The following is a 14475-nucleotide window of genomic DNA, read 5'->3' as shown; positions in this document are numbered from 1 at the left end:
GTCCGGATCACTACTGCCAGTTGACGACTGCCGCGCCGGTGCCCCAGATCGGGCCGTACTCGAGCAGCTCGCACGTCTCCAGCGCACCCACGCCCGCCCCGGTGAGGAACGGGTAGACCCGCAGCTGGCTGTCCGCCCGGGCAGCGCGCGCGTACTCCTCGCGCAGGTCCAGGACGTCGTCGTGCTTCCGGTCTACGACCAGGTCCAGCATCCGGCGGTCCCACGACTCGTGGCCGTCGGCGACCCGGTCCTCGCCGGGGGAGATCCACCGCTGGACCAGCCCCGACGACAGGCCGCTGACCACGACGACGCCGGTGCGGCGGCCCACACCTGCCGCAGCGGACGAGGCGGCCTCGCCGAGCACGCTCATCGCGTCGGCGCCTGCGTAGAGGTTGCACGACACCAGGGCCAGCCGGAACCCGTGCCCGGGGTCGAGCAGGTTCATCGCGGTGATGGTGCCGGTGTCGACGGGGAAGCCGTCGTAGCGGGTGCGACGGGCCTGCAGGCCACGGGCGTCGATCGCGTCCGCCCAGGCCAGGGCGAGGTCGACGTCGACGGTGATGTCGAAGCGCTGGCGGCCGTAGTCGTAGCGGTACCAGTTCTCGTCGCAGTGTTCGCCGGTCAGGTGCGCCGCGGTCTGGACCTGGTGGCCCAGCACGGTGAACCACTGCGTCGAGACCATGACGACGGTCTCCACACCCGCGGCCCGCAGCCGGTCCCCGGTGGTCCGCACGGCGTCGCGGAGCCGCGTCCAGCTCGGCGCCGGGTCGGCGGCGAGCAGGTGCGGCATCCCCGGCACGAGAGCGGCCATCGCGAGCTCAGCCACGGCGGCCCGGCCATTCGACCACGGCGTTGCCGGTACCGATGATCGTGCCGTAGGCGAGGACCTCGCCGGCCACGTCGGGCCAGCCCATCGCCGAGAGCATCCAGCTGAGGCTCCCGGACTTGGTCTCCGAGGCCGTCTCCGCGATGTGGCGCGGGATCAGCTCGCGCAGCCTCGACGTCGGCCCCTCCCGGATCGCCGCGAGCAGCCGCATGTCCCACTCGTACTGGTGCTGGCTGTACGGGTGCTCCCGGGACATGTCCTCGGGCAGCTCGGGCTCGACGTCCCAGTGCAGGTGCGACAGCGAGTTCGACGCCAGCAGGACGGCCCGGCGCCCCGTCCGCTCGACCGCCCGGCGGGTGGCCTCGCCGAGCGTCTCCATCTCGTCGAGGGCGGCGTCGGAGTAGAAGTACGGGTTGTTGTTCGCCGAGATCGACACGACCGGCAGGTCCCAGGCCGGGTTGACCAGGTGCAGCGCCCCGATCGTCGCGTAGTCGACGCGCACGTCGGGCTCGCGCATGGCGCTCGTGACCAGGCCCAACCCGTCCGCCTCGGCGAGGATCGCCTCGGCGAGCTCCACGTCGGTGCGGAAGTCGTAGTGGTAGCGGAACAGGTTCGGGAAGATCGGCTCCACGCTCACGCCGTGCGGGTTCGGCACGCAGTTGACGTGATGGCCGACCATCGTGATCCAGTGCGGCGCGTGCACGACGAGCACGTCGGGCCGGGCCGGGCCGGCGAGCCTGCGGCGCAGCTCCTCGTACCCCCAGCGCAGCACCTCCCAGCCGCCGCGGGAGCGTGGCTCGTTCTGCTCGGGGTTCTCCGCGTAGATCAGGTGCGGCGGGTGCGGGGCCAGGTAGCCGGCGACGATCGCCCCGCGCGCCGGTCCCGGACCGCAGGCCGCCGGAGCGTCGGGCGCGGGCAGCACCGGTGCCGGGCCCTCACGGCGAGCCCGCGACGCCGAGGTGCCGGCGGGGACCTGGAAGACGCGGCTCATGACTGCGATGGTGGGTGACGTCAGGCGCGCGATCCACGGATCCGTCCCACGGTGCTGGACGGGCAGGGGCGCAGGACGCGGTCGACGACCGACAATCCCGGGGCCGTCGGGAGAGGAGGGACCGGTGAGCGCATCCGTGGGCAAGGCCGCCGCAATCCTGCGCACGTTCCGGCCGACCGTGGAGGTGCTCTCGGTGCGTGGGCTCGCCGAGCGCACCGGACTGCCCCGCTCGACCGTCCACCACCTGTGCCGGTCGCTGTGCGACACCGGGCTGCTGGAGGCGGTGCCGCGCGCCGGGTACCGGCTGGGGCCGCTGCTGCTCGAGCTCGGTGGGCTGGTCATCGAGCGGACAGGTCTCGTCGAGGCCGTCGAGGGATCGACGAGCGCACTGCGCCGGGGGCCCGGCCAGGAGCTGCACGTCGGCCAGCTGGTCGAGGGCTGGATCGTCTACCTGCACCGCGAGTCCGGCCCGACGAGGGTCCGCATGGTCAACAGGGTGGGCATGCGCGCGCCGGCGTTCCTGTCGGGCTGCGGCAAGAGCGCGCTGGCCGCCCTCGACCCGGTCGACGCCGACCAGCGCGTGCGCAGGTTGTGCCGTGACGAGGAGCTGCCGCTGCCCGACATGGCCGCCCTCGACGACGAGCTCGCGGCGACCCGCTCGCACGGCTACTGCGTGTGCCACTCGTTCCAGCCCGGACGCACCTCGGTCGCCGCGGCGGTCCTCTGGGCGGACGGGCAGCCGGTCGGCGCGCTGTCGCTGGCCGGGCCGAGCTCGACGTTCCCGCCCGCCCGGCTGAGCGACATCGGCGCGGCGGTCACCGGGTCCGCACGGGTCGCGAGCAGGCGCCTGCAGGTCGCCTGCACCGGGCCCGACGGCGCGTCGCCCGCGACGGGCGTGCGGACGCCGCTGCGGCTGCTATCCCGCTGAGGCCACCCGCGTGGCCCCACCGCCGGCCCGCCCGGCCTCGGCGATCGCCGACAGGACGCGCTCCGGCGTGGCCGGCAGGTGGCGGACCTCGGCACCGAGCGGCGCGAGGGCGTCGTTCACGGCGTTGAGGATCGCTGCCGGGACCGACACCATCGTCGACTCGCCCATCCCCTTGGCACCCGACGGGCTCGTCGCCGAGGGCGTCTCGAGGTGGGTGAAGCCCACCGGCGGCGCGACCGAGATCGGCGGGACCAGGTAGTCGAGGTAGGTCGTCGTCGCGAGCTGGCCGTGCTCGTCGTAGACGAGCTCCTCGTAGAGCGCCTGCCCGACGGCCTGGACCACGCCGCCGCGGATCTGGCCCTCGACGATCATGGGGTTGAGGACCGTCCCGCAGTCCTCGACCGCGTGCACGCGCAGGACCTCGACCTGCCCGGTCTCGACGTCGACCTCGACGACGACCCCGTGCGCCCCGTTGGAGAAGACCGGCTCGCTCGGGTCGTAGACCCGGGTCTCCTCGAGCGTCGGGTCGAAGCCGTCCGGATGCAGCGGCCGGGCGAAGTAGATCGCCCCGACGACGTCGGGGAACGGGATCCTCGCCTCCGGCACACCGGAGATCGACGCGAACCCGTCGGCCAGCTCGATGTCGTCCGGGGAGGCCTCCAGGAGCTTCGCCGCCATCTGGATCACCTTGGCGCGCAACGGCTCGGCCGCCCGCATGATCGAGCCCGCCGCGATCACCGCGCCCCGGCTGCCCCAGGTGCCGATGCCGAAGTTCTGCCGGGTGTCCCCGGCTCGGACGACGACGTCGTCGACGGTGACGCCGAACATGTCCGCCGCGACCTGCGCCATCGTCGTGCGATGCCCCTGGCCCTGCGACACCACCGCCGTGGTGACGACGATCTTCCCCGTAGGCTCCACGCGCACCGTCGAGGAGTCGTGGGTGGTCACCGGGAAGCCGAGGGCGAAAACGCCCTTGGTGCCGAGGCCGCTCATCTCGTTGAACGCGCTGATCCCGAGACCCAGGTACCGGCCCTCGGCATGGGCCTGTTCCTGCTCACGGCGGAACGAGTCGACGCCCAGCGCCGCCTCCAGCGCGTCCACGGCGGCGCGGTAGCTGCCCTCGCGGTACACGTGGCCGGTGACCGTGGTGTACGGGTACCCGTCGTCGGGCACCACGTTGCGGCGGCGGATCTCGAACGGCGAGAGGCCGAGCTGCCGTGCGGCGCGGTCGAACAGGCTCTCCCGGGCGACCTGGGGCGCGGTCCAGCCGACACCCCGGTAGATGCCCACCGGGCACTTGTTGGTCGCCACGGCCGCGAACGACGTCCGTACCGCGGGCAGCCGGTACACGCTGGAGATGCTCGACTCGCCGATCATGACCTCCGCCAGGGAGGTCCAGGGGAAGCTGCTGTAGGCCCCGCCGTCACCCAGGATGTCGTCGGTGAGCGCGAGGAGCCTGCCGTCGGCGTCGAAGGCGAGGGCCATGTCGTGACGTTGGACCTTGGCGTGCGTCCCGGCGAGCAGGTTCTCCTGCCGGTCCTCGATCCAGCGCACCGGCCGGCCCAGGGCGCGGGCGAGCAGGCAGCAGAGCATCTCCTCGGGGAACATGTGCCCCTTCTGCCCGAAGCCGCCGCCCACGTCGGGCGCGATCACCCGGATGTGGTGCTCGGGCAGCGCGAGGAAGATGGCGAGGAACGTCCTGACGAAGTGCGGGATCTGGGTCGAGGTCCAGAGGGTGAGGTCCTCGGTGCCGATGTCGTACTCGGCCACACAGCCGCGGGTCTCCATCGGCGACGCCGCACACCGGCTGCTGGTGTAGCGGCCGCGGACCACCAGTGCGGCGGAGTCGAACGCCGCGTCGACGTCGCCGACGGACCGGCCGCCCCGGTGGATGATGTTGTCCTCGAGCGTGTCGTTGGCCAGGTCGGGGCCGGCCAGCGCGGCGTCGGGGTCGACCACCACCGGGAGCGGCTCGTACTCGACCTCGATCAGCTCGCAGGCATCCTCGGCGATGTGCCGGGACGAGGCCACGACCAGCGCCACCGGCTCTCCGCAGTACCGCACGACGTCCGCCGCCAGGAGCTGCTGGGTGGTGGCCTTCATGCCCTCCATCTCCAGCCGCCAGGGGATCCCCGGCAGGCCCGCGACGTCGGCCGCGGTCCACACCGCGGTGACGCCGCCGACCGCGGCGGCCGCCGCCGTGTCGATCGAGACGATGCGCGCGTGCGCCTGGGTGCTGCGCAGTACCGCCACCTCGAGGGCACCGGGCCGCGCCAGGTCGGCGACGTAGGCGCCGCGCCCGGTGAGCAGCCGGGGGTCCTCGGTGCGCAGCACCGGTGAGCCGACGGCCCGCATCCGCAAGGACGGGAGCCGGCCGGGGCCCGTGTCGGCGAGGGTCATGACCCCGTCCTCTCCGCTGCGGCCCGCGCCGCGGCGCCGTCGTGGGCGGCGTCGTGGGCGGCGCGGTGGGTGACGTCGAGCACCGCGTCGACGATCGTGGCGTAGCCGGTGCACCGGCAGAGGTTGCCGCCGAACGCCTCCCGCACCTGCGCCTCCTCCGGCGACGGGTGCTGCTCCAGGAGCGCCGTCGCGCTCATGAGGAACCCGGACGTGCAGAACCCGCACTGCAGTGCGTGGTGCTCCCGGAAGCTGGCCTGCAGGCCGTTCAGGTCGGTACCGGTGGTCAGGCCCTCGACCGTCCGCACCTCGTGGGAGTCGGCCTGCACGGCGAGCACCAGGCACGAGCGCACCGCGGCGCCGTCGAGCAGCACCGTGCACGCGCCACACATCCCGTGCTCGCACCCGAGCTTGGTGCCGGTCAGGCGCAACCGGTCACGCAGCAGGTCGGCGAGGCTGAGCCGGGGCTCCACCCGCTGCTCGTGCTCGACGCCGTTCACCGTCAGGCGCACGGTGAGCTCCTCGACGACGACGCCGAGCGCCGGGTCCGGAGCGACGGCCTGTTCCGGTGCCTCGACGGACTCGATGGTCATTTCCGGCTCCTCCCCGCTGCATGCACGATCGCCCGCCGCAGCAGCACCGCGGCGACCTGGCGGCGGTAGCCGGACGAGCCCTGGACGTCGCCTGCCGGGCGCAGCGCCGCCACCGCCCGGGTGGCCACCTCCTCGGCCAGCTGCCGGTCGATCCGGGCGCCCACCAGCGCCTCCTCGCCCTCCTGGAGCCGGATCGGCCGCGGATGGGCGGCGCCCACGACGACCCGGGCCTCGCGGCAGACCTCGTCCTCGATCCGGAGGCCGACCGCGACCGACACGAGCGCGAAGTCGGCGCTTCGCCGGGCCAGCTCGTGGAACGCCCAGGTCAGCTCGTTGGCGGGCAGCTCGACGGCGGTGAGCAGCTCGCCCGGGTGCAGGTCCGGCTCGAAGGGGCCGCGGAAGAAGTCCCGCGCCGCGACGGTGCGGGGCCCGGCCGGCCCGTCGATCAGCATCGACGCGTCGAGCGCCACGGCGAGCACCGGCAGCTCGGCCGCCGGGTCGGCGTGCGCGAGGCTTCCGCCGATGGTGCCGCGGTTGCGGATCGCCGGGTAGCCGACCTGCCGCAGGCCCTCGACGAACACCGGGCACCGGGTCGCCAGCAGCTCGGAGGCCTCGGCGTCGGCCTGCCGCGTCATCGCACCGATCCGCACCGTGCCGCCGTCGAGCTGGATCCCGGACAGCCCCTCGACCCGCTCCAGGTCGACGAGGACTGCGGGCGCGGCCAGCCGTGCGCCCATCAGCGGGAGCAGGCTCTGACCTCCCGCCAGCGGGCGGGCGTCGGGTTCGGACTCGAGCACCGCGAGGGCGGCCGCCCTCGTCGTCGGTCGGGTGTAGGCGAACGGCGGTGACTTCACGGGGTGCTCCCTCTCGGCCCGTCCGGCCGCCTAGGCGGGCCGCAGGACCTTGTCCCAGGACGCCACGTGCACCTCGCCGACCTCGTTGGCGCCGACCTTCCAGCTCGGATGGCGCTCGAAGACGAGGGTGTCGTGCCCCGGGACGATCCGGTTCACCTCGCCCTTGAGGTACTCGTAGATCTGCCCGTAGGTCATGAGCATGTTGTAGGTGTTGCCGTTCGTGTAGCCGCTCGGCCACATCTCCTCGACGTTCGAGTACCACATGACCGCGTCCCCGGCGACGACGTACGGGCCGCCCGAGGTGTCCACGGAGATCCACTGGGTACCGAACGTGTGGCCGTCCTTCGAGAGGTGCCCGCGGATCCCCGGCGCGAGCTCCTCGTCGTCGCCGAGGAACTTCAGCCGGTGGTCGCGGGCCAGCTCACCGAACACGCGGGCGTCGTCGCGGTCGAACGACGAGGTGATCCAGCTCTGCTCGCCGAGCGGCGTGTACAGGTCGGGCAGCGCGAGCGCCGTGAGCCACCCGCGGTACTCCTCCCACTGCACGTAGACGTCGGCGTTCGGGAAGGCGCCCACGTTGTTGGCGTGGTCGAAGTGCATGTGCGTCAGGAAGATCTTCTCGATCTCCGACGGCTGCACGCCGACCTTCGCCAGCACGGCCTCCGGCGGCTCCCAGTCGTAGAAGCCGAAGCGGTGGATCCACTTGTCGGCGTGGAAACCGGCGTCGACGAGGTAGTGGTGGACGGTCCCGTCATCGTCCTGACCCGAGAGCAGGACATAGATCATCGGTGAGGCCGACACGCCCTCGCCGCTGTGGATGGGGACCCCGCCGAAGAACTCCCGGGGCAGGTCGACGTGCGAGTAGCAGAGGGGACGGATCGAGTAGTCCATGGTGCGGCCTCCTTGTCCGGATCGGTCGTCCGGATCGGTCGTCGGATCAGTCGTCGGATCAGTCGAGAAGCGTGACGACGCCGGAGTTGCCGTCCACGCGCAGCAGCTGGCCGGTCCTGATCGTCGCGACGGCGTTGCCCGTGCCGACCACGGCGGGCATCCCGTACTCGCGGCAGACGATCGCGGTGTGGCTCATGATCCCGCCGACGTCGGAGACGGTGGCCGCGATGCGGGTGAAGATCGGTGCCCAGGCGGGCGAGGTCGCCGGGCAGACGAGGACCTCCCCCGGCTGCACCGAGCCCAGCTCGTTGACATGGGTGAGCACGCGCGCCCGCCCCTCCACCACGCCGGGGGAGGCGCCGAGGCCGCGCAGGGTGGCCGGACCGTCCCCGTCGTCCGCGGCGAGCCACTCGGCCACCGACGAGGTGGTGATGCCCCACAGCATGACCGTGAACGGCTCGTTGACCTCCGCGGGCGGCGGGCCCAGCGCGGGCGGCGGCTCCCAGGCCTTGAGCGCCTCGAAGATCCGCCTGCGCTCGGCGATGATCGGCCGCCAGTAGTCCGCGCCGCGCGAGCGGCTGCCGACCGACCAGCCGACCACGCAGTCGTAGATCGCCTCGGAGACCTCGCCGCGGCGCAGGAAGAACATGTCCTCCGGCTCGTCGAGCTCGCCCATCGCCGCGAGCGCGCGCGAGAGCTCCTTGGACTTCGACCAGAACGTCGCCCACATCCAGTGCTCGATGTAGAGCACGTGCTCCTCGATGTAGCGGAACACCAGCCGGGCGAGCTCGACGGCCTGGTCGAAGCTCGCGTGGTCCTCGGCCGACATCAGCTCGCGGTACTCGGTGGTGATGCGGTCGCGCTCGCGCAGCACCCCGGCGGTGTCGCGCTCGATGTCCGCGCCCTCCCGGTGGCGGCGCAGGTACTCGCGCACCGACACGAGCGGGACGTCCGGGGCGTCGGCCCAGGTGTCGTAGTGGTGGTAGCCGCCGGGATGGCCCGGGTCGGTGTTGATGACGAACCACGGGTCGGCCGTCGCGTTCCAGTCCTCGACCCACGCCTTGCCGTTCGGGTCGCCGGACAGCCGCTCGAAGAGATCCGCGGCCGTGAGGGACTCGTCGAGCACGGCGTCGGCGATACCGAGCCGCTCGGCCTCCTTGGCCAGCCGGCGCAGCTCGTCGTCGGGGCGGTAGAGGTCCACCCGCAGCCCGCCGACCATCCGGGAGATCGACTGGTCGGTGATGCCCGGGAACGCGGTCTTGCAGAGCTGGAAGAAGTTCAGGTAGGCGGCGTAGCCGATGTTGAGCAGCTCGAAGTGGTACTGGTACGTCTCGTACATCGTGACGACGAGGCGTTCGAAGTCGCGCACCATCCGGAACCCGGCCGAGTGGCCGACGTGGTTCTCGACGGTCTCGATCGGCTCCAGGTCCGGCAGCGGAGCGAACTCGATCGCGCGGATCTCGTCGAGCTTCGCGGTGACCTTCACCTTCCACTCGTCGTAGATCGCGTCCCAGTTCTCGTAGTAGTGCGACGCGCGCGCGGCGAACTCCGTCGCCCGGGTGGCGATGTCCTCCGGCGGCGCCGGGACCGGCGTCACGTAGAGCCGCCCGTTGAGGATGCGCTGGTCGACGCCGAACGCGGGCGGCATCGAGAAGATCCGGGTGTTGAACGCCCCCAGCGCCTGCCACCAGCACTCGCACTGGATCTCGTCGTAGGGCGGGAGGACGTCGGGATGGTGCAGCCGGTCGGCGAACCAGAACCGCTGCTCGTCCAGCTCGCGGCGCTCGTCGCCGAACAGGTGGTACCAGTTGTACATCCGCTCCCAGCCCTCGGCGCCGGGCGGTGTCTCGATCTCGAACGGGCTCGGGAACTTGCTCTCGGTCATGTCGGCTCCTGCAGGAGTAGGACGGACGGCGCTACGTGGTGTCGCGCTTGGGCACGAGGTGGGAGAGAATCGAGTCGATGAGGCTCGCGCCGGTCGACGCCTTCGCCACGGAGCGCCGCGACCACACCGTCTCCGGGCGGGACTGGACCAGGTAGACGTTGTCCGGGGCGGTTCCCGGCCCGATCGCGAACTCGCCGTCCTGCGGACAGCCGAAGTGCCGCTCGACGAGCCGGGCCAGGCGCAGCAGCTCGGCGAGCTCGTCGTCGGTGAGCGACGGGGTGCGTCGGCGGTCGGCCGCGACGTCGACGGTGGCCGTCCCGCTGCCGTGCGGTGCGCGGACCAGCTCGGTCCGCTTGTCGGCGACCGACCGGTGCACGACCTCGCCGGTGACCTTGTCGAGGTGGAAGCCGTCAGGGGTCACCGCCCCGGACACCAGCGGCTCCCCGAGGCCCCAGACCGACTCGACCGCCACCTTGGAGCGGTCGCCGTTCTCGGGGTTGAGCGTCATGAACACGCCGGCGGCGTGTGCCGGGACCATCTCCTGGACCACGACCGCCATCGCGTCGCCCGCCGCGGGCAGGCCCGCCGCGCGGCGGTACTCCATGGCGCGGGTGGTGAACAGGCTCGCCCAGCAGTCGCGGACCCGGGCGAGCACCTCGTCGGCGCCGTGCACCCACAGGTAGGTGTCGTGCTCGCCGGCGAAGCTGTGTTCGGCCGAGTCCTCGGCGGCCGACGACGACCGCACCGCGACGGCGACCCCCGCGTCACCGCCGCCGAGCGTGCGGTAGGCCGCGCGGATGTCCTCGGCCAGTGCCGGTTCGAGCTCGACGGCCGCGACGAGTGCGCGCACCCTGGCGCCCGCCGCGTCCAGCTCGTCGGCCGTCGCAACCTCCGGGACGGCCGCGAGCACGGCGTCGAGCTCGTCACCGACGCGGGTGAGCACCGCGTGCCGGTAGGCCGCGGTCGAGACGACGAACCCGGGCGGCACCCGAAGCCCTGCGGCGCAGAGCCGGGCCAGGCTCGCACCCTTGCCTCCGAGCAGCGCGGGCCCTGCGCCGCGTGCGCGGTCGATGCGGACGACGCGGGCAGCGGTCACGTCAGTGCTGAGTCGAATGGTGACCTCGCAAGCTTGGTCACGTGCGGTTCCGGCCGGGCTCGGGCGACGGGCGGTCACGCTCGTGGCCGACGCCGGGGTGGGGGACGACAACGCGCTCGGTCACTCGGCCTCCTGGGTCGACCGGTCCTGGTTCGACGGCGACGACGACCGAACCGCCGGCTCTCGCGCAACACCAGCAGTAGGGGCAGACGGGGTCCAGCACGTTGTCCGGCTGTGCCGGACACGCGGGCCCGACCCGGTCGCGGTGCACCGTGCGGCTGGTGCGTCGCCCGACCGTCCGCAGTGGGGTGGCTTCACTCCGGTTCAGCCGGAGCAAAGCCACCCCACTGCACCGGGGGGAGCCGACCTCACTCCGCTCCGGCCGGCGCGGGCAGGCGGCGGGCCGGAGCGGCCCCGGCCCGGGAACTACCCTGGCGTCATGGCCGACACGCTGCGCCTCGCCGTCGCCGCCCTGCTCGCCGTCTCGGGCACGGCGCTGCTGACGGTCGCGGTACTCGGCGCGCGGGGTCGGCTGCCCCGCAACCGGTTCGCGGGCGTGCGCACGGCCGCGACGCTGCGTTCGGAGGCGGCGTTCGCCCTCGCCCACCGGGTCGCGGCCGCGCCGCTCGCGGCCGCGGGCGGGATCGCGCTGCTCGGCGCGGTGGCCGCCGCCCTGGCGGGCACCGGCACGGCCGGCTGGGTGCTGGCGGCGCTCGCCGGGGTCGGGACGGTGGTGCTCGCCGGGATCGGCGGCACGCTCGCGGACCGGGCGGCGCAGCGGCTCGCGGCGCAGGAACCTGCGCCGTCGGCGTGCAGCGGGACGTGCGCGGGCTGCTCGCTCGTCGCCGGATGTGGCGCGCCCGCCGAGGAGGCCCGGTGAAGTACCTCATGCTGATCTACGGCAACGAGAAGGTCTGGAGCAGCCTGCCGGCCGCCGACCTCGCCTCCCTCATCGCGGACGTGGACGCGTTCAACGAGCGGCTACGGGAGTCCGGGGAGCTGGTCGACAGCCAGGGGCTCGTGACGCGACCCCGCTCCGTGCGCCTCGACGGCCCCGACCCCGTCGTCACCGACGGGCCCTACCTGGAGGCGAAGGAGTACGTCGGCTCCTACTTCGTGGTCGACGTGGACAGCGAGGAGCGCGCCCTGGAGATCGCGCGTGCCTACCCGGGGATCCGCTGGGGCGGCGCCGGTGGCGGCCTGGAGATGTGGCCACTGATGACCCAGGGCGGCAGCGCCTGACGCCGGATGGGCGTCGGTGAGCTGCTGCGGGACCTCGCGCCCCAGGTCCTCGGCGGGCTCGTGCGCCGCTACGGCGACTTCGCCCGGGCCGAGGACGCCGTCGCGGACGCCGTCGTGGATGCGGTGGCGGCCTGGACCCGCGACGGCGTGCCGGAGCACCCCGCGGGCTGGCTGCGGACGGTGGCCACCCGCCGCTACGTCGACGCGGTGCGCTCCGACGCCGCCCGGCGCCGCCGCGAGGACGCCGTCCACGACGCGACACCGCGCGACGAGCTCGTCGCCGCAGCGCCGGACGCCGAACCCGCCCGCGACGACCTCCTGGAGCTGCTCTTCCTCTGCTGCCACCCGGCACTCGGCCCGTCCGCCCAGGTCGCGCTGACGCTGCGGGCCGTCGGCGGGCTCACGACCGCGGAGATCGCCGCCGCCTTCCTGGTGCCGGAGTCGACGATGGGGCAGCGCATCGTGCGGGCCAAGCAGCGGCTGCGCCAGGCCGGTGCCCGGTTGGCGGTGCCGCCGGACGGTCGGCGTCTCGGCGCCGTGCTCCACGTGCTCTACCTGATCTTCAACGAGGGCTACACCGCCAGCGGGGGCACCGCGCTGCGCCGCGTCGATCTCACCGAGCAGGCGATCCGGCTCACGCGCCGCCTGCACGGGCTCGTCCCGGACAAGGGCGAGGTGGCAGGCCTGCTCGCGCTCATGCTGCTCACCGAGGCGCGCGGGCCGGCCCGCACCGGCCCCGACGGCGAGCTGGTCCCGCTGGCCGAGCAGGACCGCAGCCGCTGGGACGGCGCTGCGATCGCCGAGGGCACGGCGTTGATCACGGCCAGCCTCGCGGGGTCGGAGCTCGGGCCCTACCAGGTGCAGGCCGCCATCGCCGCGGTGCACGCCGAGGCCCCTTCGGCGGACGGGACGGACTGGCCGCAGGTGCTCGCGCTCTACGAGCTGCTCGAACGCCTCGCACCCGGCCCCGCCGTCACGCTGAACCGGGCCGTCGCGGTGGGCATGGTGCACGGCCCGCTGGCCGGGCTGGCGCTCCTGGACGGGCTGGGCGGGCGGCTCGCCGGACACCACCGGCTGCACGCCGTCCGCGCGCACCTGCACGAGCGGGCCGGGGAGCCGGACGCGGCGGTGCGGGAGTGGCGCGAGGCCGCGCGGCTGGCGGGAAGCCTGCCGGAGCGCCGGTTCCTCATCGGCCGGGCCGCCCGATTGGAGTGACGGGCGTCACATCACAGCCCGGTCGAAGCCGCGCGCGCGGCTCCGATCCCTCCGCGAACCACCCCCGGACGGAGGAGAGATCGCATGAGCAAGGTGACCGCGCAGATGTCGGTGTCGCTGGACGGCTGCTACGCGGGCCCACGGTTCGACGGCACGGGCAGCTGGATCGAGTCGGCCGAGGCCGCCGGGTTCTTCCGGGTCACCCGCTGGGCGACCGACGCGATGGCCTGGCGTGAGCGGCAGGGCTTCACCGGCGGCGAGCGGACCGTCGACTCCGAGATCATCGAGGAGATGTTCACCGCCGCGGGCGCGTATGTGATGGGTAGGCGGATGTTCGACGGCGGCGAGGGCCCGTGGGGCGAGGAGCCCCCGTTCCGCGCACCGGTGTTCGTCGTGACGAGCAGCCCGCGCGAGCCGCTGGTGCGCGACGGCGGCACGACGTTCACGTTCGTCACCGACGGGCTGGCGACCGCGATCGCGCAGGCGCGCGAGGCGGCGGGCGGCAAGGACGTCGCGGTGGCGGGTGGCGGCTCGTTCCTGCGGGCCGTGCTGGCGGCCGGCCTGCTGGACGAGCTGGAGCTGCACGTGGCGCCGGTGGTGCTCGGCGCGGGCATGCGGCTGCTCGACGAGCGCCTCGGCATCGACGGGACCGAGGGCATCGAGCTGGAACCGCTGCGGGTCGTGCAGGGACCCACGGTGCTCCACCTCCGCTACCGGGTGGCAGGCCGCGCGCCGCTGCTGCTCGACGACCGCGGCTCGGGCGGCGGGCGGACGGCCGTCCGGGCCTGACCGGTCGCGTCCCGGGCTCGCGGACGCGGCGGTCTCAGAAGCCCAGCGCGGCGGGGGCCTGCGGGTCGGAGTCGGCGAGGAAGGTCGCGCACCGGTCCGCCTCGTCGGTCTCGCCGATCCCGGCGGCCGCCCGCTGCAGCGCGGCCAGCGCGCGGAGGAACCCGCGGTTCGGCTCGTGGGACCACGGCACCGGGCCGTGCCCCTTCCAGCCGTAGCGGCGCAGCTGGTCCAGGCCGCGGTGGTAGCCGGTGCGCGCGTAGGCGTAGCCGGCGACCGTCTCCCCGGCGGCGAGGGCGTTCTCCGCCAGCACGGCCCACGCGATGCTCGACGTGGGATGGGCGGCCGCCACCTTGGCGGGATCGGCACCCGCGTCGAGCTCCGCCGCGGCCGGGTCGGCGGGCAGCAGCGTGGGGTCGGGCCCGAGGAGGTTGCCGAACGAGGTCATGGCGCCATCCTGCCTGCGCCCACGGACCGCGCGAAACGCACCGACGGGAAAAAGGTTCTCCCCTACGTGCCGGTACCGCGGCAGGGGGGGAGCACCGCCCGCCCCTGGGGCACGATGACCCGCGACGAGGGCGGTCGAGGCCGCCGACACCACCGCAGCACTGACGGGCACCGACGGCGACGAGGACGGGATGCAACCGTGACGAACCGCGAGCAGCTGGAGAAGGTCTCGAGCGGGGAGGGCTTCATCGCCGCGCTCGACCAGAGCGGCGGGAGCACGCCCAAGGCACTGAAGCTCTACGGCATCGGCGAGGACGCCTACTC

At 73.5% G+C, this 14475-nt stretch carries 14 protein-coding genes; 5 read left to right on the top strand and 9 right to left on the bottom strand.

Annotated features, from left to right (window positions below; all coding sequences use genetic code 11):
- Window positions 1–10: 10 nt before the first annotated feature.
- Window positions 11–826 carry a hypothetical protein gene (locus AB7J25_RS11150; RefSeq protein ID WP_428507868.1) on the bottom strand — a complete coding sequence of 272 codons (816 nt, stop codon included), beginning with the start codon at window positions 824–826 and terminating at the stop codon, window positions 11–13.
- On the bottom strand, window positions 819–1817 hold the full coding sequence (locus tag AB7J25_RS11145; RefSeq protein ID WP_428507866.1) for a hypothetical protein: 999 nt from the start codon (window positions 1815–1817) through the stop codon (window positions 819–821). The genes AB7J25_RS11150 and AB7J25_RS11145 overlap by 8 nt, the downstream gene beginning before the upstream one ends.
- A gap of 124 nt (window positions 1818–1941) precedes the next feature.
- On the opposite strand from AB7J25_RS11145, the gene AB7J25_RS11140 reads away from it, so the two are divergent.
- Window positions 1942–2745 carry an IclR family transcriptional regulator gene (locus AB7J25_RS11140; protein ID WP_428507864.1) on the top strand — a complete coding sequence of 268 codons (804 nt, stop codon included), beginning with the start codon at window positions 1942–1944 and terminating at the stop codon, window positions 2743–2745.
- On the opposite strand, the gene AB7J25_RS11135 is transcribed toward AB7J25_RS11140, so the two are convergent.
- Genes AB7J25_RS11135 through AB7J25_RS11110 form a run of 6 tightly spaced genes read right to left on the bottom strand, consistent with a single transcriptional unit; the run spans window position 2734 to window position 10461 of the window.
- Entirely contained in the window at window positions 2734–5145 is a 2412-nt protein-coding gene (locus tag AB7J25_RS11135) for a xanthine dehydrogenase family protein molybdopterin-binding subunit (protein ID WP_428507862.1), read from the bottom strand. The two genes, AB7J25_RS11140 and AB7J25_RS11135, sit on opposite strands and share 12 nt — an antisense overlap.
- Window positions 5142–5735 carry a (2Fe-2S)-binding protein gene (locus AB7J25_RS11130; RefSeq protein ID WP_428507859.1) on the bottom strand — a complete coding sequence of 198 codons (594 nt, stop codon included), beginning with the start codon at window positions 5733–5735 and terminating at the stop codon, window positions 5142–5144. The genes AB7J25_RS11135 and AB7J25_RS11130 overlap by 4 nt, the downstream gene beginning before the upstream one ends.
- Window positions 5732–6589 (bottom strand): FAD binding domain-containing protein, encoded by an 858-nt coding sequence (locus tag AB7J25_RS11125; protein ID WP_428507857.1) that lies wholly within the window; start codon window positions 6587–6589, stop codon window positions 5732–5734. Before AB7J25_RS11125 ends, AB7J25_RS11130 begins: the two co-directional genes overlap by 4 nt.
- Before the next feature lie 30 nt (window positions 6590–6619).
- The gene (locus AB7J25_RS11120; protein ID WP_428507855.1) at window positions 6620–7480 is read right to left on the bottom strand and encodes an N-acyl homoserine lactonase family protein; all 861 of its coding nucleotides are present in this window, start codon (window positions 7478–7480) and stop codon (window positions 6620–6622) included.
- 58 nt (window positions 7481–7538) lie between these two features.
- Window positions 7539–9365, bottom strand: coding sequence for a PEP-utilizing enzyme (locus tag AB7J25_RS11115; protein WP_428507853.1), 1827 nt, complete (start codon window positions 9363–9365; stop codon window positions 7539–7541).
- A gap of 31 nt (window positions 9366–9396) precedes the next feature.
- Window positions 9397–10461: a PEP/pyruvate-binding domain-containing protein gene (locus tag AB7J25_RS11110; RefSeq protein ID WP_428507851.1), complete on the bottom strand. Its 1065-nt coding sequence runs from the start codon at window positions 10459–10461 to the stop codon at window positions 9397–9399.
- A 439-nt stretch (window positions 10462–10900) separates the two neighbouring features.
- Between AB7J25_RS11110 and AB7J25_RS11105 the strand changes: the two genes are divergently transcribed.
- From AB7J25_RS11105 to AB7J25_RS11090, 4 genes are all read left to right on the top strand, one after another.
- Window positions 10901–11341, top strand: a complete 441-nt coding sequence (locus AB7J25_RS11105; RefSeq protein ID WP_428507849.1) for an SdpI family protein — start codon at window positions 10901–10903, stop codon at window positions 11339–11341.
- Window positions 11338–11703 (top strand): YciI family protein, encoded by a 366-nt coding sequence (locus AB7J25_RS11100; RefSeq protein WP_428507847.1) that lies wholly within the window; start codon window positions 11338–11340, stop codon window positions 11701–11703. The genes AB7J25_RS11105 and AB7J25_RS11100 overlap by 4 nt, the downstream gene beginning before the upstream one ends.
- Window positions 11704–11709: 6 nt before the next feature.
- Window positions 11710–12918: an RNA polymerase sigma factor gene (locus AB7J25_RS11095; protein WP_428507845.1), complete on the top strand. Its 1209-nt coding sequence runs from the start codon at window positions 11710–11712 to the stop codon at window positions 12916–12918.
- Between the two features lie 84 nt (window positions 12919–13002).
- Window positions 13003–13707 (top strand): dihydrofolate reductase family protein, encoded by a 705-nt coding sequence (locus AB7J25_RS11090; RefSeq protein WP_428507843.1) that lies wholly within the window; start codon window positions 13003–13005, stop codon window positions 13705–13707.
- Between the two features lie 34 nt (window positions 13708–13741).
- Here the strand turns inward: AB7J25_RS11090 and AB7J25_RS11085 are convergent, their stop codons facing one another.
- A complete protein-coding gene (locus AB7J25_RS11085) occupies window positions 13742–14152 on the bottom strand; it encodes a DUF3151 domain-containing protein (protein WP_428507841.1) in 411 nt (136 codons plus the stop codon).
- Window positions 14153–14475 lie beyond the last annotated feature (323 nt).

This window comes from Pseudonocardia sp., from assembly GCF_050246655.1.
In the GTDB taxonomy this organism is placed as follows: domain Bacteria; phylum Actinomycetota; class Actinomycetes; order Mycobacteriales; family Pseudonocardiaceae; genus Pseudonocardia.
The sequence above is the reverse complement of the archived record's forward strand: the minus strand, read 5'-3'. Positions and strand labels throughout refer to the sequence as shown.

Excerpts from the sequence above, each read along its gene's own strand:
- AB7J25_RS11145 (WP_428507866.1), bottom strand. The coding sequence starts at position 1,817 with ATGAGCCGCGTCTTCCAGGTCCCCGCCGGCACCTCGGCGTCGCGGGCT.
- AB7J25_RS11090 (WP_428507843.1), top strand. The coding sequence starts at position 13,003 with ATGAGCAAGGTGACCGCGCAGATGTCGGTGTCGCTGGACGGCTGCTAC.
- AB7J25_RS11115 (WP_428507853.1), bottom strand. The coding sequence starts at position 9,365 with ATGACCGAGAGCAAGTTCCCGAGCCCGTTCGAGATCGAGACACCGCCC.
- AB7J25_RS11095 (WP_428507845.1), top strand. The coding sequence starts at position 11,710 with ATGGGCGTCGGTGAGCTGCTGCGGGACCTCGCGCCCCAGGTCCTCGGC.
- AB7J25_RS11085 (WP_428507841.1), bottom strand. The coding sequence starts at position 14,152 with ATGACCTCGTTCGGCAACCTCCTCGGGCCCGACCCCACGCTGCTGCCC.
- AB7J25_RS11105 (WP_428507849.1), top strand. The coding sequence starts at position 10,901 with ATGGCCGACACGCTGCGCCTCGCCGTCGCCGCCCTGCTCGCCGTCTCG.
- AB7J25_RS11120 (WP_428507855.1), bottom strand. The coding sequence starts at position 7,480 with ATGGACTACTCGATCCGTCCCCTCTGCTACTCGCACGTCGACCTGCCC.
- AB7J25_RS11135 (WP_428507862.1), bottom strand. The coding sequence starts at position 5,145 with ATGACCCTCGCCGACACGGGCCCCGGCCGGCTCCCGTCCTTGCGGATG.
- AB7J25_RS11130 (WP_428507859.1), bottom strand. The coding sequence starts at position 5,735 with ATGACCATCGAGTCCGTCGAGGCACCGGAACAGGCCGTCGCTCCGGAC.